The organism is Pseudomonas sp. TE3-3-F2023 (assembly GCF_036784815.1).
In the GTDB taxonomy this organism is placed as follows: Bacteria; Pseudomonadota; Gammaproteobacteria; order Pseudomonadales; family Pseudomonadaceae; genus Aquipseudomonas; species Aquipseudomonas pudica.
On the sequence record NZ_CP145113.1, the window covers coordinates 3056387 to 3079512 of the forward strand.

A 23126-nucleotide genomic window follows, 5' to 3' on the forward strand; every position below is an offset into this window, starting at 1 on the left:
CCAGCCGGCCCCCGATCATGCAGTGACTACTTTCTTGAAGCCTTGCCGCTGGGCACATGCAGATAGGACATCACGCTTTCTGTCAATTCTGTCGCCAGCTTCACCGCTTCCTTGTTGCGCGCCATGGCGCCGGCTACCAGCCCTTCTATTAGTGCCAGCACGGCAATGTTGGAGCTGGTAAGCACCGGATGATCGGCGGGCGCGAACAACACATGGTGAGCGATGGCTGTAAGGGGGGAAGCGGGCGAATCGGTAATCGCCAGCACCGTGGCATTGCGCTCGCGGGCAAAGCGCGACAGCTGGAGGGTGTCCTGGGAGTAGCGGGGCAGGGTAATCGCCAGCAGCACGTCCTGCTCGGTGATGGCAGCCAGACGGTAGGCGGCATTCTCGTTGCCACCCTCCATGCTGATGGCACATGTGTCCTTACAGAACGGTACAAGCGTCGAGGCCGCGAGGCCGGCCATGTAGACACTGTTGCCGAAACCCAGCACGTAGACTTTGCGTGCCGCGATCAGGTTGCTGACGAAGGCTTCGAACGCATCGGCCTGGTTGTTGCTGGCGGCAGTGGCCAGGTTGCTGCTGGCGCTCTGGATCTGCTCATGCAACCCAAAATCGCCACCGGGCCGCTGGGCCAGCTCATTGCGCAGTTTGTCCACGGGCGAGACCATTTGCTGCAAGGTCGTCACCAGCTCGGCTTTCATGCCGCTGTAGCCGCCCAGTTGCAGGGCCTTGGCCAGGCGATTGACGGCCGCTGGCGAAGTGCCCGTGGCTTGGGCCATGTCTTCGATCGTCAGTGTCGCTGCCTTCAGCGGGTGACGCAGGATGTAATCGGCGACCTTGCGCAGCGAAGGCGGCAGGTCGGTCAGGCTCTCCGACAACTTGCGCATGACTGGCGAGGCGTACACGGTGGTGTTTTTCGAATTGCTCGGCATGCGGCTCAACACTCCCTGAATGAGTGCCGTAGTGTATCCCAAGGCTTCCCCGGCAGCAGCCGGGGGCGCTTGTCGAGGCTTACTTGAGGCTGCCGGCAAGGAATTGCTGCAAGCGTTCGGACTGCGGACGAACGAGTACCTCGCGCGGATCGCCACGCTCCAGGGCCAGCCCCTGATGCAGGAACATGACCTGGTTGGAGACCTCGCGAGCGAAGCCCATTTCATGGGTGACCACCACCATGGTCCGGCCCTCCTGGGCCAGCTCCTGCATGACCTTCAGCACCTCGCCGACCAGTTCCGGGTCGAGCGCCGAGGTTGGTTCATCGAACAGCATCACCTCCGGCTCCATGGCCAGGGCCCGGGCGATCGCCACGCGCTGCTGTTCGCCACCGGACATGTGTGCCGGGTAGGTGTCACTGCGATGGCTGACGCCAACCTTGTGCAGGTAGTACTCGGCTTTGTCACGGGCGTCCTTGCGGCTCATGCCCAGCACATGCACCGGGGCTTCCATGACGTTGTCCAGGGCGCTCATGTGTGACCAGAGATTGAAATGCTGAAAGACCATGCTCAGCCGCGAGCGCAGGCGCTGCAGTTGGCTCGGGTCAGCGGCCCGCAGCCCGGCGCGTGGGCAGGTGCGCAACTTCAGGCGTTCGCCATTGACCATGATCTGCCCGGCATTGGGTTGCTCTAGCAGATTGATACAGCGCAGGAAGGTGCTTTTGCCCGAGCCGCTGGAGCCGATGATGCTGATCACGTCGCCTGCCTTGGCCTGCAGCGAAACGCCCTTGAGTACCTGGTGGTTGCCGTAGCTTTTGTGCAGGTCCTGAATTTCCAGTTTGTTCATCGATGGGTACTCGTTGGTATCAGTCGCTGAGCAAGCGACCGTGGCGAATGGGCAGGCTGCCAGCGACTTTCGCCAGCCAGAGGCCCGGTTGGGCGAAGCGAAGGCGTTCGCGGGCATAGAGAATGCCGTCGGTTGTGGCCCTGACTACGCTGTGGCGGTCACTGAGCGGGTCGATGACTTCGAACAGTGGGTCCCCGGTTCTAACCTGGGCACCCAGAGGTTGCAGATAGCTGACTACGCCGGGGTGTTCGGCATAGGCGTACTGGGCGCCGGCAAACGGCGTGGCCTGGCAGCAATGGGTCGGTGCCTCCGGCCATGGGCCGCTGACCAAGCCCTGGTCGGCCAGGTAGGCAAGAATGTGCTCTGCGTCGGCTTGGCAACGTTCTCGCTCGGTATCGGCCATGCCGCGCAGCTCGATGGTGGTGGCGATACAGGCCAACGGGATGTTTGCCTGCGTAAAATGCTCGGCCAGCTTCACCCATGGCAGCGCACAGGCTTCGTCGAACGCATTGCCGCCAGCATCCTCGGCCAGCAATGCAGCTTCAGCAGCCAGGCGTGCCGCCAGCGAGCGCAAGCGGGGCCAGTTTTGCGGCAGTGCATACAGCAGCATCACCGATTCGAAATCACAGTGCAGGTCCAGCACCACATCGGCGTCGCACGCATGCTGCAGAAGCAGGCGACGAAGGCCTTCGAGCTCCGATGGCGCAGCAGGCAGGTCGTGGAGGATGTCGAGCATGGTGCGGCGAATGATGGCCACGTTGGCCTCGCCATCCTTGCCTAGGCGGCCCTCCAGGCGCCTGATAAGCGCTTCGGTCAGTGCCGGAAAATCGCGGTTGAAGTTCTTGCCGCTGCTGAACTCGAAACGGCCTTGATGGGTGGCCTGTAACATCTGGCCGATACCGATCGGGTTGGCCAGTGGCACCAGTTCTATCACGCCCGTGAGTCGGCCCTGGGCTTCCAGCTCGGTCAGACGGGCCTTCAATGCCACCGCCACGCGCATGCCGGGCAGTTCGTCAGCGTGCAGAGAGGCCTGAATATATGCTTTGCGCGGGCCGTTGCCGAAGCGGAAGAGGCGCAGAGTGCGCTGGGTACCGCAGGCACTCCAGGGCAGGATATGGTCGATTTGCTGCATGGATGCTCCTCAGTGCTTGCGTGGGGCCAGGTACGTCAGCCAGCGGCGCTCGGCCAGCTTGAAGAGGCGAACCAGCAGGAACGTCAGGCCCAGGTAGATCAGCCCCGCAGTAATGAATGCCTCGAACGGAAGGTAGTAACGAGCGTTGAAGGTTTTTGCCGCGCCCGTGATATCGACCAGGGTGACGATCGAAGCCAGGCTGGTTGTCTGTAGCATCATCAGCACTTCGTTGCTGTACTGCGGCAGCGATCGACGCAGAGCCGACGGCAGCAGGATGCGCCGGTACAAGGCCAGGCGCGACATGCCCATGGCACGTGCGGCTTCAACTTCGCCGGGCGGCGTGGCCCGCAGGCTGCCGGCCAGCAACTCGGCGCTGTAGGCGCTGGTGTTGAGGGCGAACGCCAGGCAGGTGCAGAAGGTTGCGCTGGACAGGTACGGCCAGAGCGGGCTCTGACGCACAAGTTCGAACTGAGCCAGGCCGTAATACACCAGAAACAACTGCACCAGCATCGGTGTGCCACGAATGACGTAGGTGTAGAGCCAGGCCGGGTAGCGCAGCAGGCAGGAGTGCGAAACGCGCATCAGTGCCAGTGGGATAGCCAGTGCCAGGCCGCAGGCCAGGGAAATCAGCAGCACCTTCAGGGTCAGCGCAATGCCGTTCAGGTACAGCGGCAGGTTCTGCCAGATAAGTGGGTAGTCGAGCATCATGCAAACCTTCCCTTCATAGGTCGGCGGCTTTGAAGCCGAACGAATAACGCTTTTCCACGCTGCGCAGCAGGACCAGCGACAGGCTGGTCAGCAGCAGGTAGAGCCCAGCCACGGTGAGGAAGAACGTGAACGGTTCATGGGTGGCATCGGCTGCGTTCTTGGCCTTGAACATCATGTCCTGCAGGCCGATCACGGAAATCAGCGCAGTCGACTTGATCAATACCAGCCAGTTGTTGGTGAAACCCGGCAGCGCCAGGCGCACCAGCTGCGGCACGCTGATCCGCCAGAACACCTGGAGGCTGCCCATGCCAAAAGCGGCCCCCGCTTCGGCCTGGCCCTTGGGAATGGCGAGAAACGCCCCGCGAAAGGTCTCCGAAAGATAGGCACCGAAAATGAAACCCATGGTGCAGACTCCGGCGATGAACGGGTTGATGTCGATGTACTGCTCGTAGCCCAGTGCCAGCGCAAGACGGTTGATCAGGTCCTGTCCGCCATAGAACACCAGCAGAATCAGGACCAGGTCAGGAATACCGCGCACTGCCGTGGTGTAGATCTCGCCCAGGGCTGCCAACCATCGCAGTGGTGACAGCCGGCAGGCGGCGCCGACCAGGCCGAGGGCGATGGCCAGGGCCATCGCCATCAGGGCCAGGCTGATGCTTAAACGCGCGCCATCGAGAATGCTCGATCCGTAGCCGTGAAGCATGATGAAAATCCTCGTCAGCCGGGGTCATTGGCCGTAGATATCGAACGGGAAGTACTTGCTCTGCACTTGCTGGTAGGTCCCGTTGGCGCGAATGGCCGCAATGGCGGCGTTAAAGCGCGCCAGGTTGGCGCTGTCCCCCTTGCGCACGGCAATTCCCGCACCCCGACCGAAGTAGCGGGGGTCGTTTATATCCGGACCGACAAGCGCAAAACCTTGGCCGGCGGGCGTCTTGATGAAGCTCTCTTCGGTATTGACGATGTCGGCGAGGGTGGCATCCAGCCGCCCCGCGGCCAGGTCGAGGAAAGCTTCGTTCTGCGAGGCGTAGCGCACGACCTCGACACCTGCACTCTCCAGCTGCTCGGTAGCGAAGCGGTCATAGGTGGAGGCGCGCTGCACGCCGAGTTTCTTGCCCTTGAGGTCCTGCATCGGGTCGCTGATCTGGCTGCCGGACTTCATCGCGAACTTGCCCGGGGTGTGGTAGTACTTGTCGGTAAAGTCGACGGACTTGAGCCGGTCTTCAGTAATCGACATTGACGACAGCACGGCATCAATCTTGCGCACCTTCAACGACGGGATCATCCCGTCGAACTCCTGGATCACCCACTGACATTTGACTTGCATCTGCGCGCACAGGGCGTTGCCGATGTCGTAGTCAAAGCCGGCGAGTTCGCCTTCGGGAGTGCGGTAGGAGAAGGGCGGATACGCCACTTCGATCCCGATGCGCAGGCTGCCTTCGTCAGCCTGGGAAAGTGCGCTGCAGGCACAGAGTGCCAATGCGCCTAGAAGTCCGGTCTTGTTCATATTCTTGACTCCGGTGGATAGGGCGGTACCAGCCTGGGCCCATTGTGGGGCTCGGTTCGGCAGGAAGAAAAATGACACGTTTAATTTCACAAATCAATATTAATGAAAATATATGTATCAGTTCGGCGGCTGCCGGTCATCCGGCGTGCGCGGAGGTGGGGAAGATGGCTGCTGCGTGAGGCGTGGGTTGGCCAGGCGTATCGTGTCCGGGCCCGCTGGGCGACCACGGCACTTGCATCACGCTATACTCCGCGCCTTTTGCCAGCACCGGAATCCGCCCATGCGCCAGGTTTTGCTCATCGTCGATGTCCAGTCCACCTTCAGCCCGCCCGAGTGGCTGGTCGATGGCCTGCGCCGTTTGTCGGCGAACATCCCCACCATCGCCTCGGTCGAGTTGCACGACGAACAGGTCACGCCGTTCGAGCGCCAGCTTGGCTGGCACCCGGCGGCGGAGGACGAGAGCCTGGTCGAAGCCGACCAGGTGTTCGTCAAGCATGGCTACGGGCAGAGTGCAGAGGCCATCGAGTACATTCGGCAACTGGGCGTGGAGAGAGTGCTGGTATGTGGGCTGCAGACCGAAACCTGCGTGCTGGCCGCGGGTTTTGCCCTGTTCGACGCGGGGCTGATGCCCACCCTGGTCACGGACATGACAGTAGGATCTTCGCTGGACAGGTCGGGCAAGCTGGGCATCGACCTTTGGAAGCATCACTTCCGCCAGGTCACCACCTCGGCCGAGGTGTTCGCTGAACTGGCCGCACGAGGCTAGTGCATGTCGTCATCATGGTGTCGCGAAAGGGCTGCAAAGCAGCCCCGGCAACATGTGCAGCGCAGCTGAAATCAAGGGGCTGCTGCGCAGCCCCATCGCGACACAAGGCCGCTTCTACTCAGAACGTGTCGCAAGGCGAAAACCTCAGGCCACATCCACCAGCACGATCTCGCTGTCCTCGATGGCGGTAACCCGCAGCACCTCCTCCTGCTCGATCGCCACGCCATCGCGCGCCTTGGCACGCAGCCCGTTGACCTCCACCAGCCCCTTGGCTGGCACCAGGTAACCCCGGCGAGCGGTATCGAAGCGGTACTCGGCAGTTTCACCGGACCGCAGGGTGGCAGCCACCAACCGCGCATCGGTGCGGATCTGCAGGCTGTCCTCATCGCCCGCACGGCCGCTGGCCAGGGTTACGAAGCCTTCGCCACGCTCACCTTTGGGGAACGGCCGGGTACCCCATTGCGGTGCTTCGCCGGTGCGCTCCGGCACGATCCAGATCTGGAAAATACGCGTGTCGACGTCTTCCAGGTTGTACTCGCTATGCACGATGCCAGTGCCGGCGCTCATCACCTGCACGTCACCGGCTTCGGTACGGCCTTTGTTTCCCAGGCTGTCCTGGTGGCTGATCGCGCCTTCACGCACATAGGTGATGATTTCCATGTCGCGGTGCGGGTGCGGCGGGAAGCCGCTGCCGGCAGCGATCAGGTCGTCGTTCCACACCCGAAGGTTGCCCCAGTGCATGCGCGCCGGGTCGTAGTACTCGGCAAACGAGAAATGATGGTGGGCATCGAGCCAGCCGTGGTTGGCGTGGCCGAGGCTTTCGAACGGTCGCAGTTGCAGCATGGTCGTGCTCCTTGAATCAGTGGAATGAGGCCATGATGCGTCAAAGAAGCATCGAAAATAAGCGTAAATATCGGCTTAAAATAATCAGTAAAATAGATTTGTTTCGATGGAGTGTTTTATCCGTTTCATCGCCTAATCCACTGATCTGCAAGCATTCGCTGGCGATTTTTTGTCGATGCGGCGAACATGCCCGCTGTTTTTGTTTTTCAACGGAGTGACCGTGGCCCACGAGCAACCCCAGGCCCCCGCCGACCTTGCCCCTCCTGCCCAGCTGCCCTGGTTTCGCCGCCTGGCGGCCCGCCTGCTGGGGCGTGGCCTGACCCGCTTGCAGGCCCAGCACCGCGACTCCTGGTTCCTCGGCCATGTCAGCGGCCAGCGCAGTGGCCATGCCGATGGCGTGCGTGAAGGATACGAACGCGGGCGGGTGGAAGGTTACGAGGCCGGGCGCCAGGTTTTGGTGATCCGCGATACCCGGCCCGACACCGCCGCGGTGCCGGGCCGGGATGACAACCTGTTCGATGACTGGCGCCTGCCCCTGACTGCCGAGCTGAAAAAGCGCTTCAAGGCCGATGTCGCCCAGCGCCTGCCCGCCGAGGCGCAACCCAGTGCGGCGCAATGGAAGCTGATTTTCAGCGACACGCCATCTACCTGCGTGGTGGCAGGGGCCGGGGCGGGCAAGTCCACCTCGCTGGTGCTGCGCATCCTGCTGTTGCGCTACTACCTGGGCTATGAGCTGGATGCGATGACCGTGGTCACCTTCACCCGCGAGTCGCGCAAGGACTTCATCAAGCGCCTGCTGCAAGTGTTCGCTCTGTGGCAGATCAACCTGCAACCGCTGCAGGCCCGCGAGCTGGTGCGCACGTTCCATTCGCGCATCCTGCCGCTGGTGCGCAGCCTGCCGGGCTTTGGCCAGGTGCGCGCCTTCGAAACGCTGGGCAACGAGATGCCGGCCGGGCGTGAGGCCGAGGCCGAGAGCAACCCGTTCGACCTACGCCTGAATGATGCCCAGCGCCAGCAACTGAACCAGTGCTACAGCACCCTGCTGGGCGAGAGCCCGCGTTTTGCCGAGCTGGTCGGCCTGTTGCGCAGCGAAGCCCTGCAGCTGAAGCCGCTGGACCCGAACAATCCCGAAGTGCAGAAGCGCGCTCAGGTAACACAACTGGCTGCCCAGCGCGACGAAGAACTGTGTGACGTGATCGAAGATCTGTGGTTCGCCGCCGGCGCCTGGCCGATCAAGGGCATCGAACCCTGCCGCGAGACCATCCAGATCCGTGGCAGCCGCTTCCATGTGCATGGCCGCCTGGCCGGCCAGGGGCCTTTGCTCGTGCTCGGCTTCGACCCGGCGGAAAGCGCTCAGTATCAGCGCCCCGGTGCCAAACTGACAGTGCGCGCCGAGTGGGCGGTCAAGCGCACCCTGTTGCAGGCCTTCTGCGACCAGCCGCTGATCTGGCTCGACAACTACGCCATGGCCCGGCGCCTGGCGGCTTCGCTGGCCGGTGATGCCGTGGCCGGCCCCGGTTTCGAATACAAGGTCAAGGGCGAGCTGGCCCCGGCGCCGCTGCTCGATGCCTTTGTCGGTGCGGCGAATTTCATCGAGAACCTTGGCCTGGAAGTGAATACTGCCGTGGCGGCGATGAGTTTCCCGTCCGGCGACAGCGATGCACTGTTCTTCGAGGCCCTGGCTCTGTACTGGAAGGCCCTCGAGGCGCACCTGCTGGACCAGTCGCCGCCAGTGATGAGCTACAACCGCATGTTCGCCTTGTTCGGCGAGAACAACCCGGAAAACCTGCAACTGCTGCCCGACCCGTTGCTGCGGCCGCTGGCGCACCTGATGATCGACGAGTTCCAGGATGTGTCACCGCAGATTGTCAGCTGGCTGCGTGCCAGCCTCGCCGAGATCCGTCGTCGCGGGCCGGCGATGCACACCGGGCGCCATGCCCAGCACTCGTCACTGCTGTGCGTGGGCGATGACTGGCAGTCAATCTACGGCTGGCGTGGCAGTTCGCCCAAATACTTCATGGAGTTCACCAAGGCCTTCCCGTCGCCGGCCAACACCCGTGTGATGCTGGTCGACAACTACCGTTGCCAGCAGCAGGTGATCGACGCGGCCGAACACTTGGTCAAGGGCACCCCGGCGATTGCCGGAAAGAAAGCTCGGGCCAGCGGCCCGGCGGCCGAGCTGCCAGGTTCGCCGGTCAAGGTGTTCGACCGAGACGAAGCTGCCTTGGGTGAAACGCTGCTCGAGCACTACCAGCGTGGCGAGACGGTGATGATGCTTTACCGCAAGGGCAGCGACAGGGCGCTGATGAACGAGCACCTGCAAGGCGTGCTGCACGCCGAGGCGGCGTTGCCGACCGAGCAGCGCCGGCTGCGCCAGTTGACCTACCACAGTGCCAAGGGCTTGCAGGCCGATGCAGTGTTCATGCTGGGCGACTGCCAGTACTTGACCAGTTCGCCCTACAAGAACCAGGTGTATCGCCAGGCCGGGCTGGGCAAGGCCGGTGATGCCCAGCCGTTCGATACCGCACAGAAAGAAGAGGTGCAGCGCCTGGCCTATGTGGCGGTAACCCGCGCGGTCAGGCACTGCTATTGGCATGTGGAGGCGGCCAACGCAGAGGCGGCGGCAGCGCCGCGTGCGTCGAGCCAGGTGGATGGGCGGCAGGCCTTCTTCGAAGACCTGCGTGGTCATTGATCAGCGTTCAGACATCGAGGATGTCCGCTTGCCGGGTAAGGCTCAGCAGTAGCCCGGCTTCCACGTTCCGCTGTGCCAGGTTCAAGGCGTTCGTAGCCTTGACGTATTCATCTTCGTTGAGAGGAACCCGACGCAGCGTGCCGTTTTCGTCGAGCACAGGGGTAGGCACTTGCGCAGCCAGCACATCTATTATCGAGTTGTCCAGGTGCGTGATCGGCTCCTGGCTTTCATCCAGGCAATATAAAAGATAATCCAGGCCCGGGCGCCAGAAATCGGCAATGGCGTCGAACTGGCCGGTATACTGGCGCTTGAAGTAATCAACCCAGACCGGCTGCTGGCTGATCCACTCCTGTCGGGCGGTGGCATCGGCATCGAGTTTGCGCACGGCATCGCGCACGTTGTCGATGATTTGCTGGTTGATCCTTGCAATATCCCGATAGAGCATGCCGCTGCTGGGTTCAGGGAAATCGAGCTCTGCGCTCAAGGACTGGCGCAGCGCCAGGCGGACTTCGATATCGTCGACCAGGCCCGTTTTAAGGTCCGTATCGGGGAACGCTTCCTCGACATCCAGCACATCACGGGGCGGTAACTGCGCAGCGTTTTCCTTCAGCTTCTGTTGGCGCAAGTTGCGATGCAGGCTGATGCGATCGGCCAACTCGTCGACTTTATGGCGACGATACAGCTTGCGATAGAGTTCGAGCAGCGGTTTGAGCGTGCCCTGTGCCCCCTCTGCTGCCTGCTTGGCCAGTAACTCTGTTTCCAAGGCGCTGAATCCATCGGCGGCGGCATCACCGCAGGTGGCGGGGGAGGCTTGCGCCACTTCGTTCAACCGCTCGCGCAACGCCGTATCCTCGTGGGCCTGCTGCAACAGTGCCCATACTCGCGCACGCAGGCCTTGCGGATCTCGTCGTGCTTCCACCGACTCGGTCAGGCGCTCCAACACCGCTTGCAGGTAACCATTGTCGCCCTGATCGAACAGTTCGGCCCACAGCTCTATCTGCTGGGCTGTCGCGGCATCGCGCCATACCCCTTGCCAATCTGGTCTGTCGGGCGCGTGCTCGAAGATATTGACGCCGCTGGCCCGCAGGCGCCTGGCTGACTCGGCTTCCAGATTGTTGTAGTTGAAGAGCCAGCGGCGCCCCGGCAAGCGCGCGGCGACGTCCCGCACATAGGGGCTGCGCAGGATGCTTGCCAGGTCCGGAACATGGTGAATGCGGTTGGACGAGAGGTCCAGGTCGCGCAACTGGTACTGTGGCTGGTTCATCAGCGTAATCAAGCCAGCAGGAAATGCCTGCAACTCAGCATTGGACAGGTTCATGCGCTGCAGCCGCGCCATGTAGCGCACATCAGGCGCGTGCTGCAGCGGGTTGAAGTCCAGGTCCAGTTGTTGCGGATGGATCATGTCCTGAAAGCGCGTGGCGAGGTTTTCATCGAGCGTGATGCGATTGTGCCCCAGCCTCAGGACATCCAATGGCCGGCCGCAGAGGAAAGTCAGTGTCGCTTCATCCAGTGTCAGCTGGTTGCGGCGCAAATTCAGTTGGCGCAGGTCTGGCATTGCCGCCAGCACACGTTGTGCGGTGGGTGAGAGGGTAGCAAGGGTGTTGTTGGTCAGATCCAGTGCGCGAAGCCTGGGCACCGATTCAAGTGCCTCGAACAGAGCTTGCGCGTCGATTGCCCGGTTGTTGGTCACTTCCAGCACTTGCAGGTTGGGGAAGCGTGACAGGAACGCCTTGTCCAGTCGTTGCAGTTGCAGCTCGTTCAGCTTGAGTTCACGGATGTGGGGCAGGCTGGCTGTGATCGCTGGCAACTCGCCCAACTGCATTCGCTCCAGCACGAGCGTGCCCAGCTTGCCGGGGCCCTCCCGCCGCCAGGCGGATTTGAGGCGGTCGGCGCATTGTTGTCGCTCGAAGCGCTGGCTGATGTTGCGTGCGGTCAGGTACCACGTTTCCAGATAGCGTTTCAGATCTTGCCACTCTGCTTGCAGTTGCCGCACTGCCGCGCCCAGGTCACCGGTCTGGCTCAGTTCGGCTCTCAAGGCACTGATCTCGTTGCTGTTCAGTGAGGGGAAAAGTGACTTGAGCCGGCGTGTCGCGGCGCTTTCGCCGAAAGAGCCAGCTCCTCGGCCACTGAGCGGGTAACCGATTCGCCCATGTGCCAGGCGCATGGGTGAGCGAAAGCCAGGCCTGATTGGCTGCTGGCCGAGCAGCACGGCGCAGCCGGAGCGGTCGGCGAGGGCGCTGGCGAACAGCTCGGCTTCACTCGCCTGCGGCTGTTCGGCTATCAAGGCATCACGCAGCAGTTGACTGTCGGCATTGGCCAGGTCTGCTCGGTACAGGCCGGTCAAGGCACGATCGAGGCGGGCGCGGGCCTGCACGTAGCGGGCTTCTTCAGCCACGCGCAAGGGCACGCGCCCGTTCTTCAGGCGTTCGCGTTCGGTGCTGTCGGCATGCGCGACGAGTTCTTCCAGGGCATTGTCAGGCAAACCGGGGAACTGGCGGCCCAAGGTCTGCGCTTCGTCGCCAAGCGGTGCGCGATGGCTTTCCAGCATGCTCGCGAAGACTTCGCGCCGACGTGCTGTCAGGTGGTTGGCCAGTAGCTCGTTCAGGGCACCCGGGCGCTGCTCTGCTGGTGTATCGGGTAGCAGTTTCTGTATGACATCTTCATCCATCTCCGCCAGGACAACCTTGCTCAGTTCGCCTTCGTCAAGCTCCCCGCGGCCGATCTCGATCTGCAGCGTATCGGCTTTTGGCTGCGCACCGAAGTAGACTGCGTCCCCCCATTTTTCGGCACCGGTGAAGACCTTCAGCCTGTAGTTCGCGGGCCAGCCAGGCAGCTGTACCAGTTCCGGCAGTGCGAAGTTCATATGTGCAGCCAAAGGCTGACCATGACGTACCCGGGTGATGATGCCCTCCACGTCGTCAGCCAGTCGCAGGCGCAGCAAGGTGTCGGCCAGCAGAGCCGGCGGCCGCGAGCCGTTGACCTGGCTGCGACGCAAGGTGTCAGCGTCAACTTCGGTAATGCGCAAGGCGGCAAGTTGCTCCGATGCATCCAGCCCCTGGCTAAACCGGCCAAGCCCCTCGAGCAGCTGCGCATCATCCCATTCGAGAGGGTTGTCATGGGCCAACTGCCATCGCTGGTCGCCGAGGTAGCGCAAGGCCGGAGTGTGGGCATCGGGGGCGTCCGGGTGGCGCACATGCCACTGCCCATCGGTTTCGAACACCTCATACAGTTTGCCTTGAAGCCAAACGTGGGTTTTGCCATCGATGATGTAGAGCCCTTGGGCATTTTTCTGCACGCCCACCGGCAACGAGCTTGAAGTGCTGTAAGGGCCCATGTCAGGGTGCCAAAGCCGTTCTCGGCCACCTTTCCAGACGCTTTCCAGCGCATCGACGAACCCTGATGCCTTGACCGCGCTGCTACCGACGGCAAAACCGGCGATCACGGCGGCATTGATGGCCAGTGACTCGAGTTGTTGCAGCGCTTCCTGGGTATCGCCTTCTTCCCAGGCTTCGAACCCGGTGAACACCGAGTCCATGAGGTCGTAGGCAAATACCCCAAGCATCGCGGCATCCAGCCCAGGCACGAAGAAGGCGGCCACATTCAGTACGTTCATGCCTGCGTCCAGCCAGTGCTGCAGCCGTTCCTTGCGTACCTTGGCGTCGGCATCCGCGGTCGGTACCGCGATCGCTCTTGCATTCGCCTTGATGCGGCGCTTGTGGTCGTTGTAAAGCACTTGCCAGATGGGAAGGGCCAGGCGGGTTCGCTTGAAGTGCAGCTCAGGCTTGTCCTTGGGTTTGCGCATGGAGGTGCCATGCACGAACAGGGCATTTTCGAGCTTGCGGCTGAGTTCGACCTGGTTGTCCTGGTCAGCGAAGCTGATCAAGTGCCGGCGAAACGTGGTTTGCAGCAGGCGTTGACGCATGAGTGAGCCGGCCTTTTGCAAAGATGCAAACTCTCTCACCGGGTGTTCGGAATCGTGGGGAATGTAGAGCACGCAGGGGTTGGTCTGGTCGGCTTCATCGGGGCCTATCAGCAGTACGCCATGAATCGGGATGCCGAACAGGCTGAAGCGCCAGCAGCGAAGCTTGTGTTCGCCGTAACGCGGTGTGCTTTCGTTGTCGCATAGCTGTACCAGAGCATTGTGGCCTTTGAGCGTCAACAGGCCCTTGAGGTAGGCGATCATTGCTTCGGTTTTAAGTGCCTGCTGGCTTGCATCGATCCACTGCTGTTCGATCGCGGCCTTTCTGGAGCCTTCATAAATGCCCTGCAGGTGGTCTTGATACTGCTGGCCGAGGTCCAGGCTTCGGCAAAGGTTCACGAACGCTTCGGGCTCGAGCCCTGGAAGTGAGGCGACGTTGTCCGGGCCAAGGGTCAGGGTGTCGAACGGGCCCACTTCGTCGGGCCCTTCGAAATTGTGCAGTGCGGCCTCCAGCAGCGAGCGCTTCTGTGGCGGCCCTTCGGGGCGCTTGATGAACGTATCCTCACCGCCGATTGAAATATCGAGGCCTGGGACATTTTCCAGCGTGATGTACACCTTGAACGGCTGGCGCAGGTACTGGGCTTTGTCCACTTCGACATCCGGGCCCAACCGGCCTTCCAGCAAAGGCTTGCAGAATTCGCTGATCTGCCTGAAGTCATCGAGCAAGGCTTGCAGCGCTTTGAACCCGGCGTTGCGGGCGCTGATCAGCTGTCGTAAACGCGCCTGGTCTTCATCGCTGGCTGCGGCGTACCAGGCGTAAGGCGAGCCGTTTTCGTCGAGGTAGTCCTTGCGCACGCTCTGGACGACGCGGCGGGTATGGTCGGGGTGCATCGTTCGGCACCAGGTAGGCAGGTTACGGACAATCTGGGCCTGATGGAAAGGCACGGGTGTGCTGGTCATGCTGAATACTCCGTGGTCAATGGAGGCGCCAGTCGACAGGTTTCGCCTCGGCATGCGGTGGTATTTAGTTGGATGCACAGGTCGGTCTTGTGCACGAGAGCGTCGGTAGCGGAGCAGCGCGGGCAGGGTCGTTGGGAGATGGTGGAGCAAGGCATGGGGTAGGCATGTCGTGTGGATGATGCCGGCGTATGGGGTATGGGCCGATGTCATGTGATGCCTGGCCATGGGCCGGCGTTCTATCAGGGAGAACTACGATGCATTCGCTGTGCAGTCCCAAGGATCACCTGCTGGACCTCGACGGTATTGAAATAGCGGTACGGACCTGGGGGGCGGAGGATGGCATCCCGGTGCTGGCCCTGCATGGCTGGCTGGACAACGCCGCCTCGTTCGAGCGCCTGGCACCGATGCTGGACGGCTGCTTCGTGGTGGCCCCCGACCTGGTCGGCCACGGCCGCTCGGACCACCGCCGCCACGACAGTGGCTACTACCTGTGGGAACATGCCCAGGACATGCTGGCGGTGACCGACAGCCTGGGCCTGGCGCAATTCCATGTACTGGCCCATGGCATGGGCACCGGGGTGGCGTCGCTGCTGGCAGCGATGACCAGCGGTATTGCCAGCATGACCTTCCTCGACGGCATGGGTGCACCGTTCACGGTGGCCGAGGATGACCGCGTGCAGCACCTGGCCCGGGCCTACCGGCTCAAGCGCATGGTACAGCGCAGCCAGCTGCAGGGTTTTGCCGAGCCGGACGTCGACCGTTTCGAGGACCTGGACACGGCGTTGGAACAACGCCGCGAGCGCCTGGACACCGAGCTGTCGGAAGAGGCGGCACGGCTGTTGGCAATGCGTGACCTGCTGCAGCTGGGCGAGGGCTATTGCTGGCGCCACGACCCACGGCTGGTGCTGCCCGAACCCATGCCGCTGACCGAGCGCGAAGCCTGCGATTTGCTCAGGCAGATCCGTTGCCCGTTGTACCTGCTGTTCGGCCGCCAGGGGGCATTCACCGGTGAAGCCTTTACCCGCCGCCAGGCGGCGTTGCCCATCCAGGCGAAGATCTCCTGGCATCCGGGCGGGCACCACTTCCACCTGGATGCGCCGGACCGGGCGCTGGTCGACCAACTGCTGCGCATCCTGGCTCGCCATGAAGGGGGCGTGCTGCAACGGTTGGTAAACGAGTAACTGCATATGGCCATGCCATGCGCGCGTGGGCTATGGTGGTGAGCCTCCGGCTCTCTGGGCTGCGCTGTCGCGCAGATAGCAGATATCGCTCGCTTGGTGCGTCCTTTGTAGGAGCAGCACAAGGCTGCTCCTACAGGCCCCGGGCAAACCAATGAGCCAAAGCGGGTACGCCCGCTTCCACAGGAATCCACCGGCCACAAGGAGCCTTGGCATGCGACCATTCGCCATCAAGCATATCGACCATCTCGTCCTGCGGGTCAGCGACCTGGAGCGCAGCGTCGCCTTCTACACCGAACTGCTAGGCTGCACGGTCAGCCGCGTGCGCGAAGACCTGGGCATGGTCCACCTGGCCACGGGCACGGCGATGATCGACCTGGTAACCCTAGACGGCCCCCTGGGGCAGCCTGGTGGGGCGGCGCCTGGGGCCGAGGGGCGCAATCTGCACCATTTCTGCCTGCGCATCGAGCCGTTCGACGAGGCGGCACTTACGGCCTACCTGCAAGCCGCGGGGGTTGAAGTAGAACCTGCCGAAAAGCGCTATGGCGCCGAAGGTGAGGGGCTGTCGCTGTACTGCTACGATCCCGATGGCAACCAGGTCGAGCTGAAAGGGCCGGTACCGGCAACCAAGGCCCCATGAGTAACCTGCATACCCCCGAGCACTGGGTCGATACCGCACAAGGCAAGCTGTGGCTCTCTCCAGGCTGGCGCGGTCCTGCAGGGGCCGTGTAAGCCAAGTGGATATCCCGCCAAAGCCTATTATGCTTCAGATACCTTGCTGCGATCCGAGGCGGCCTGCCTCGTCGTGCTTCGCATATCCAAAGCAAGCCCCCAGGGCCTGGGTGCGATGGTGTAAATGACATGAGGTGCTCCCGGCCTGAATGACGACAAGACGGAGGCACCCCATGGCGGTTCTCGACAGCACATCCACGGGCAGCGCGCCCCAACGCGGTATCACCCGGGAGGAGCGCAAGGTCATTTTCGCCTCGTCCCTGGGCACGGTATTCGAATGGTACGACTTCTACCTGTACGGCTCCCTGGCGGCGATCATCGCCAAGCACTTCTTTGCCGGGGTCAATGAAACCACCTCGTTCATCTTCGCTTTGCTGGCCTTTGCCGCCGGCTTTGCCGTACGGCCATTCGGCGCCATCGTGTTCGGCCGCCTGGGTGACATGATCGGGCGCAAGTACACCTTCCTCATCACCATCGTCATCATGGGCCTGTCCACCGCTGTGGTGGGCCTGCTACCCAGCTATGCCACGATCGGCGTGGCCGCGCCGATCATCCTCATCAGCCTGCGCCTGCTGCAGGGCCTGGCATTGGGTGGCGAATACGGCGGCGCGGCCACCTATGTGGCCGAACATGCACCCAAAGGCCGGCGCGGCTTCTTCACTGCCTGGATCCAGACCACGGCCACCCTGGGGCTGTTCCTCTCGCTGCTGGTGATCATGGCCTGCCGCACGGCGATGGGTAACGAGGTGTTCGAGGCCTGGGGCTGGCGGGTGCCGTTCCTGCTGTCGATATTGCTGCTGGCGATTTCGGTATACATCCGCATGCAGCTCAACGAGTCGCCGGTGTTCATGAAGATGAAGGCCGAGGGCAAGGCGTCCAAGGCGCCACTGACCGAATCGTTCGCCCGCTGGGACAACCTCAAGGTGGTGATCATGTCGCTGCTGGGCGGCACCGCCGGCCAGGCCGTGGTGTGGTACACCGGGCAGTTCTATGCGCTGTTCTTCCTGTTGCAGATGCTCAAGATCGAGCCGCAGACCGCCAACCTGCTGATCGCCGGTTCGCTGCTGATCGGCACGCCGTTCTTCATCTTCTTCGGCAGCCTGTCCGACCGCATCGGCCGCAAGAAAATCATCATGGCCGGTTGCATCATCGCCGCGCTGACCTACTTCCCGATCTTCAAGGCGCTGACCCAGTACGGTAATCCGGATGTGTTCGTCGCCCAGGAGCAGAATCCGGTGGTGGTGATGGCAGACCCTGCCCAGTGCGCGTTCCAGTTCGACCCGGTGGGCAAGGCCAAATTCACAAGCTCGTGCGACATCGCCAAGAGCTTGCTGGCCAAGCGGGCCATCCCCTATACCAACGAAGCGGCCGAACCCGGCAGCGTGGCGCAGATCCGCATTGGTGAACGGGTACTGCCAAGTTTTGATGGCAGCAGCCTGGCGGCAGCGGACTTCAAGGCACAGAGCGACGCCTTTACCGCGACCTTGAGCGGGGCGTTGAAAGAGGCTGGCTACCCGGAAAAGGCCGACCCGGCGAAGATCCACTACCCGATGGTGCTGTTGCTGCTGACCATTCTGGTGATCTACGTGACCATGGTATACGGGCCGATCGCGGCCTGGCTGGTGGAGCTGTTCCCGGCGCGTATCCGCTACACCTCGATGTCGCTGCCTTACCATATCGGCAACGGCTGGTTCGGCGGCTTCCTGCCGACCGTGGCGTTTGCCATGGTGGCGGCGACCGGGGATATCTATTACGGCTTGTGGTACCCGATCGTGATTGCGGTGATGACGGCGGTGCTGGGGATCTTCTTCCTGCCGGAGACCAAGGACCGTGATATCAACCACACTTGAAGTTTGAGGCTGCCTGTAACGGCCTCTTCGCGGGCATGCCCGCTCCCACAGGGATACCACTGTGCCTGAGGGCAGTGAGGTACCTGTGGGAGCGGGTTCACCCGCGAAGAGGCCGGCACAGTCAACCCATCAGTCGAAATAGCCACGCAAGCCAAAGGCATACCCGGTATCCACTCCGGCAGCCTCACCCCGGCTCCAGCGCTTCTTCAACACGAACTCGAACGCCGGCTCGTACAGCCCGTCCCGCACCAGCGCACCCGCCAGCACCTCCACGTCATACCAGCCATTGTCCAGCTCGATGATCGGCCGTCCGGGTACCTGGTAGCGCGCCATCAGGTCACCCAGCGTCTTGGGTGTGAAGTGCTGCAGGATGCGCCAGGTGTACAGCATCAGCGCACCGTGCTCGACCTGCAGCACATAGCCATTACGGCGGTGCTTGAGGCGGCTGCCGGGTTCGCGCAGGGCCGGGGTATGGTTGTCCAGGGTGAACAGGATGCGGTAGGGCAGGTTATCGACCCCGGCCAGTGGCAGCACAATCCCTTCGCGCACCGCCTGGTCGCCGCTGTCGCCGTGGGTGAACGCATGGGCCAGGTCGTCGGGCAGTTCATGTTGTTGCTTGAAGCGCTCGAGCAACTGGATATCGCCGAGCAGAAAGTAGTCGACCAGGTCGTTGAGCACTTCGCTGAATTCGTGGCGCATCTGTTTTCCTTGTTGGTGCGCATGAGGGCAATGGCAAATGTAGCACTTCAGATTGGCTTCAGATTGCCCCCTGATACTGCCCCCTGGACCTGACTTGAAAGGGGGACAGCCATGACCCAGGCAGACAGCGCCAGCCTGTTTCCACTGGCTATCGGCAGCCACGGCGATCGCCTTGCCCACATGACGCTGAAACACCCGGGGGCACCGGGGCGTGACGAGCTGGAACAGTTCATTCACGCCCGCTTTGCCTGCGCGCACCACGCCGATGTGCAGCACTACCTGCCTGAACTGCTCGGCCTGCATGACAGCCACGGGCGCCTGATGGCCGCTGCCGGCATACGCCTGGCCAGCAGTGGCCCGACCTTCATCGAGCGTTACCTGGATGAACCGCTGGAAGCGGCTGTGACCCGGCTGTCGGCCAGCCCGGTGAGCCGTGCGCAGTTGGTCGAAGTGGGCAACCTGGCCGCGCTCAGCGCCGGCAGCGCGCGGATCATGATCATTGCCGTGACCTGGTTGCTGGCCGCCCGCGGCTTGCAGTGGGTGGCCTTCACCGGTGCCGCGACGCTGGTCAACAGCTTTCATCGCCTGGGCCTGGTGCCCACGGCGTTGGCCGTGGCCGACCCTGGCCGGCTGAACGGCGATGCCGACAGTTGGGGCAGCTACTACGCGCAGCACCCGCAAGTGTTCGTCGGCAACATCGACTACGGCCATGCAGCCCTGGCCCGCGGCGGCGTGTTCGAGCGGCTGGGCTTGCCCGCGAGCGTGCAGGAGGCCGGCCATGCCGCGTGAATGCCAGCTGTTCAGCGATGTGTTGCAACTGCATGCCCGCCAACGAGGGGCGCAACCGGCGTTGCTGGGCCTTGGTGGGCCGTTCACGTATCAACAGTTGCTGGACGAGGTCGAGCAGCGCCAGGCCTGGTTGAGCGTGCAGCCACCGGGCACCTTCGCCCTGGCCCTGGAGAACGGCCCCGAGGCGCTGTTCTGGGACCTGGCGGCGCTGTTCGCGGCGCGCCCCATCGTCATCCTGCCGGCGTTCTTCAGCAGCGCCCAGCGCCGCCACTGCCTGGCACAGAGCGGGGCGGTACTGGCGCTGGCCGACGACGCCTTCGCTGACGACTTGCATGCCAGCGGCTTCACTAGCGGTGAGCGCTTCTGGAGCCGGCAGCTGCCAGCGGCCGCACCCTTGCCCCCGGGCACCGCGAAGGTTACCTACACCTCCGGTAGCACCGGTGCACCCAAGGGCGTATGCCTGAGCGCTGATGCCATGCTGCGGGTAGCGCTTGAACTGGAGGCCGCCAGCCGGCCCACGGCACCAGGCAAGTACCTGGCGGTATTGCCCCTGGCGGTGCTGTTGGAAAACCTGGGCCTGTACGCAGCCCTGCTGGCCGGGGCGAGCATTGCCCTGTACCCGCAGGCGCAACTGGGTTTTCGCGGTGCCAGCCAGGTCGACTTCAAGCAATTGCTGGGCGCCATCGCCTTGAGTGGTGCCGAAAGCCTGATCCTGGTGCCGCAATTGCTGCTTGGGTTGGTCACCGCCATCGAGCGCGGCCTGATGCGGGTCGGCCCGTTGCGCTTCGTGGCGGTAGGTGGCGCGCGGGTGGCGCCGAGCCTGCTGGCCCGGGCCGAGGCCGTCGGGCTGCCGGTGTTCGAGGGCTATGGCTTGTCCGAATGTGCCTCGGTGGTCTGCCTCAATCGCCCTGGGGCGCACCGCGCGGGCAGTGTCGGGCGGCCGCTGCCGCATGTGCAGGTGCGCGTTGCCGAGGACGGCGAAGTGCAGGTGGCCGGTTCGGCGTTGCTCGGCTACCTGGGCGAGCCACCCTTCGAAGAGCAGTGGTTGCCGACTGGTGACTTGGGCCACTTCGACAGCGACGGCTTCCTGTACCTGGCCGGGCGCAAGAAGCACCAGTACAGCACCAGCTTCGGGCGCAACGTCAACCCCGAGTGGGTCGAGGCCGAACTGACCCAGGGCGGGGTGATCGCCCAGGCATTTGTCCACGGCGAAGGCCTGGCACACAACCTGGCGCTGATCTGGCCGCTGGACCCGCAGGCTGACGACCACACCCTCGAGCAGGCCATCCGTCAGGCCAATGCCGGCCTGCCGGACTATGCCCGGGTGCATGCCTGGCGGCGCCTGCCCGAACCCTTGAGTGCCGCCGGGCAAACCCTTACCGCCAACGGCCGGCCACGCCGCGAACAGATCCTGCGGTGTTACCAGTCCTTGTTATCCGACCTTCAATGACCCACGAGGTTTGCCATGCTTTTCTTCGATACGCTGCAGCAGGAAACCGCCGACGAGCGTACGGCATTGTTCAGTGTTCCGGTCATCCGCGACGCGCTGGCCGGCAAGGCCAGCCTCGAGGCCTATGTGGCCTTTCTGACCCAGGCTTACCACCACGTGCGCCACACCGTACCCTTGATGATGGCCTGCGGGGCCCGTTTGCCGGCTCGGCTGGAGTGGCTGCGCGGCGCGGTGTGCGAGTACATCGAGGAGGAGTACGGCCATGAGCGCTGGATTCTCGATGACATCGCCGCCTGTGGTGGCGACCCACACAAGGTGGCGGGCGGCCGCCCGGCATTGCCTATCGAGCTGATGGTGGCCTTTCTCTACGACCAGATTGCCCGTGGCAACCCGGTCGGGCTGTTCGGCATGGTCAACGTGCTCGAAGGCACCAGCATTGCCCTGGCCACCCAGGCTGCCGGTACCCTGCAGGGCAGCCTGGGCCTGCCGGACCAGGCGTTCAGCTACCTGAGTTCCCATGGCGCCCTGGACCAGGACCACATGGCCACCTACCGTGGCCTGATGAACCGCCTGGACCAGCCCGAGGACCAGCAGGCGGTAATCCACGCTGCCAAAGTGGTGTACCGCCTGTACACCGCCATGTTCGAAGGGCTGCCGCGTGCCGCGCAGCAGGAGGTACAGCATGCGCTTGCCTGATTGCGTGGCGGTGCTCACCGGCGCCAGCGGTGGCATCGGCCTGGAGCTGGCGGACCAGCTTTGCAGTGCCGGGGCCCGCGTACTGGCGGTCAGCCGGCAGCAGGGCAAGCTGGCCGAACTGATGGCGCGCTACCCCGGGCAATTGCGCTGGCAGCAGGCCGACCTGCGCTGCGCCGAAGGCCGCCGTGAAGTGCTGGAGGCAGCGCGGGACATGGGCAGTTGCAACCTGTTGATCAACGCTGCCGGGGTCAACCGCTTCGCCCTGCTCGAACAGATGGACGAGGCCGCCCTGGACGAGTTGTTCGACCTCAACATCAAGGCCGCCGTGCAGCTCACCCGCCTGTGCCTGCCGTTGCTGCGCGCGCAGCCCAGTGCACTGGTGGTGAACGTGGGGTCGATCTACGGCTCCATCGGCTACCCCGGTTATGCCACCTACTGCGCCAGCAAGTTTGCCTTGCGCGGGTTCTCCGAGGCATTGCGCCGCGAGCTTGCCGACACCTCGGTGAACGTGCTGTATGCCGCACCGCGCACCACCCGCACGACGATGAACAGTAGCGCCGCGCAGGCCCTGAACCAGGCGTTGAAGGTGGGCGTCGATGACCCTCAGGATGTCGCCCGGGCGGTGCTCGACGCAGTACAGGCCGAGCGTAGCGAACTGTACCTGGGCTGGCCGGAAAAACTCTTCGTGCGCCTTAACGGCATGCTGCCGGGCGTGGTTGATCGCGCCTTGCGCAAGCAACTGCCGCTGATCCGTCGCTACAGTGCCTGGCACAGCAAGGAGTCGAGCAAATGAAACGTCTGATTCTGGCCAGTCTGCTGGCCATCGCCCCGTTCACCTGGGCCCTCGACCAGAACGGTACCCAGCAACTCAATGCCATCCAGCAGCGCTGGGCGGTGATTCGCTACAACCTGCCCGAAGCCGAACGTGCCGGGGCGTTCGAGGCCCTGGCGGTACAGTCGGCGGCGTTGGTGCGCCAGCAGCCGGGCTCGGCCGAGCCGCTGATCTGGGACGGCATCGTCAACAGCAGCTGGGCCGGTGCCACCGGCGGGTTGGGGGCGCTGGGCAAGGTCAAGGCTGCCCGCGCCAGCCTGGAAAAGGCCCTGGCCGTTGACCCCAAGGCCCTGCAAGGTTCGGCCTACACCAGCCTGGGCGCGCTGTACGACCAGGTGCCCGGCTGGCCGCTGAGCTTCGGTGACCAGGCCAAGGCCGAGGCCATGCTGCGCCAGGCGCTGGTGATCAACCCCGACGGTATCGACAGCAATTACTTCTGGGCTGACCACCTGTACCGGCAGAACCGCTACGACGAAGCCCGCGCCGCCCTGCAAAAGGCGTTGCAGGCACCGCCCCGGCCCGGGCGGGAGCTGGCCGACCAAGGCCGGCGCGGTGAAATCGATGCTTTACTCAAAGCGATCAAGGACAAACAGGATTAAG

The 23126-nt window shown here is 63.3% G+C and carries 19 protein-coding genes; 10 read left to right on the top strand and 9 right to left on the bottom strand.

The window, feature by feature from the left end; all coding sequences use genetic code 11:
* Positions 1-26: 26 nt before the first annotated feature.
* The 6 genes from V3314_RS13865 to V3314_RS13890 all read right to left on the bottom strand — a co-directional run bounded on the left by V3314_RS13865 (position 27) and on the right by V3314_RS13890 (position 5120).
* Positions 27-932, bottom strand: coding sequence for a MurR/RpiR family transcriptional regulator (locus V3314_RS13865; protein ID WP_046613995.1), 906 nt, complete (start codon positions 930-932; stop codon positions 27-29).
* A gap of 79 nt (positions 933-1011) precedes the next feature.
* Positions 1012-1776, bottom strand: coding sequence for an ATP-binding cassette domain-containing protein (locus V3314_RS13870; protein ID WP_046613994.1), 765 nt, complete (start codon positions 1774-1776; stop codon positions 1012-1014).
* Between the two features lie 19 nt (positions 1777-1795).
* Positions 1796-2908, bottom strand: coding sequence for a succinylglutamate desuccinylase/aspartoacylase family protein (locus V3314_RS13875; protein ID WP_046613993.1), 1113 nt, complete (start codon positions 2906-2908; stop codon positions 1796-1798).
* Positions 2909-2917: 9 nt separating this feature from the next.
* On the bottom strand, positions 2918-3616 hold the full coding sequence (locus V3314_RS13880) for an ABC transporter permease (protein ID WP_046613992.1): 699 nt from the start codon (positions 3614-3616) through the stop codon (positions 2918-2920).
* A 13-nt stretch (positions 3617-3629) separates the two neighbouring features.
* On the bottom strand, positions 3630-4319 hold the full coding sequence (locus V3314_RS13885) for an ABC transporter permease subunit (protein ID WP_046613991.1): 690 nt from the start codon (positions 4317-4319) through the stop codon (positions 3630-3632).
* 24 nt (positions 4320-4343) lie between these two features.
* Positions 4344-5120 carry an ABC transporter substrate-binding protein gene (locus V3314_RS13890; protein ID WP_046613990.1) on the bottom strand — a complete coding sequence of 259 codons (777 nt, stop codon included), beginning with the start codon at positions 5118-5120 and terminating at the stop codon, positions 4344-4346.
* Positions 5121-5400: 280 nt separating this feature from the next.
* On the opposite strand from V3314_RS13890, the gene V3314_RS13895 reads away from it, so the two are divergent.
* Entirely contained in the window at positions 5401-5886 is a 486-nt protein-coding gene (locus tag V3314_RS13895; RefSeq protein ID WP_046613989.1) for an isochorismatase family protein, read from the top strand.
* A 144-nt stretch (positions 5887-6030) separates the two neighbouring features.
* On the opposite strand, the gene V3314_RS13900 is transcribed toward V3314_RS13895, so the two are convergent.
* The gene (locus V3314_RS13900) at positions 6031-6729 is read right to left on the bottom strand and encodes a pirin family protein (RefSeq protein ID WP_338459121.1); all 699 of its coding nucleotides are present in this window, start codon (positions 6727-6729) and stop codon (positions 6031-6033) included.
* A 175-nt stretch (positions 6730-6904) separates the two neighbouring features.
* Here V3314_RS13900 and V3314_RS13905 point away from each other — a divergent pair, with 175 nt between their 5' ends.
* Positions 6905-9421, top strand: a complete 2517-nt coding sequence (locus V3314_RS13905) for a UvrD-helicase domain-containing protein (RefSeq protein ID WP_046613987.1) — start codon at positions 6905-6907, stop codon at positions 9419-9421.
* 7 nt (positions 9422-9428) lie between these two features.
* On the opposite strand, the gene V3314_RS13910 is transcribed toward V3314_RS13905, so the two are convergent.
* The gene (locus tag V3314_RS13910) at positions 9429-14300 is read right to left on the bottom strand and encodes an NEL-type E3 ubiquitin ligase domain-containing protein (RefSeq protein WP_338459122.1); all 4872 of its coding nucleotides are present in this window, start codon (positions 14298-14300) and stop codon (positions 9429-9431) included.
* Positions 14301-14554: 254 nt separating this feature from the next.
* Between V3314_RS13910 and V3314_RS13915 the strand changes: the two genes are divergently transcribed.
* From V3314_RS13915 to V3314_RS13925, 3 genes are all read left to right on the top strand, one after another.
* The gene (locus tag V3314_RS13915; RefSeq protein ID WP_046613985.1) at positions 14555-15481 is read left to right on the top strand and encodes an alpha/beta fold hydrolase; all 927 of its coding nucleotides are present in this window, start codon (positions 14555-14557) and stop codon (positions 15479-15481) included.
* Positions 15482-15692: 211 nt separating this feature from the next.
* Positions 15693-16118, top strand: coding sequence for a VOC family protein (locus tag V3314_RS13920; RefSeq protein WP_046613984.1), 426 nt, complete (start codon positions 15693-15695; stop codon positions 16116-16118).
* 265 nt (positions 16119-16383) lie between these two features.
* Positions 16384-18060: an MFS transporter gene (locus V3314_RS13925; RefSeq protein ID WP_046613983.1), complete on the top strand. Its 1677-nt coding sequence runs from the start codon at positions 16384-16386 to the stop codon at positions 18058-18060.
* Between the two features lie 129 nt (positions 18061-18189).
* On the opposite strand, the gene V3314_RS13930 is transcribed toward V3314_RS13925, so the two are convergent.
* On the bottom strand, positions 18190-18759 hold the full coding sequence (locus tag V3314_RS13930; protein ID WP_023662794.1) for a hypothetical protein: 570 nt from the start codon (positions 18757-18759) through the stop codon (positions 18190-18192).
* A 111-nt stretch (positions 18760-18870) separates the two neighbouring features.
* Between V3314_RS13930 and V3314_RS13935 the strand changes: the two genes are divergently transcribed.
* From V3314_RS13935 to V3314_RS13955, 5 genes are read left to right on the top strand one after another with little or no spacing between them, the layout of a single operon-like run.
* Positions 18871-19548: a thermostable hemolysin gene (locus V3314_RS13935; RefSeq protein WP_153670570.1), complete on the top strand. Its 678-nt coding sequence runs from the start codon at positions 18871-18873 to the stop codon at positions 19546-19548.
* Complete coding sequence (locus tag V3314_RS13940; protein ID WP_135002164.1) at positions 19538-20998, top strand: AMP-binding protein; 1461 nt, start codon at positions 19538-19540, stop codon at positions 20996-20998. Before V3314_RS13935 ends, V3314_RS13940 begins: the two co-directional genes overlap by 11 nt.
* 15 nt (positions 20999-21013) lie before the next feature.
* Positions 21014-21694 (top strand): iron-containing redox enzyme family protein, encoded by a 681-nt coding sequence (locus V3314_RS13945; RefSeq protein ID WP_135002165.1) that lies wholly within the window; start codon positions 21014-21016, stop codon positions 21692-21694.
* On the top strand, positions 21681-22487 hold the full coding sequence (locus tag V3314_RS13950) for an SDR family oxidoreductase (RefSeq protein ID WP_046613979.1): 807 nt from the start codon (positions 21681-21683) through the stop codon (positions 22485-22487). The genes V3314_RS13945 and V3314_RS13950 overlap by 14 nt, the downstream gene beginning before the upstream one ends.
* Entirely contained in the window at positions 22484-23125 is a 642-nt protein-coding gene (locus tag V3314_RS13955) for a tetratricopeptide repeat protein (protein ID WP_046613978.1), read from the top strand. Before V3314_RS13950 ends, V3314_RS13955 begins: the two co-directional genes overlap by 4 nt.
* Position 23126: the final 1 nt, after the last annotated feature.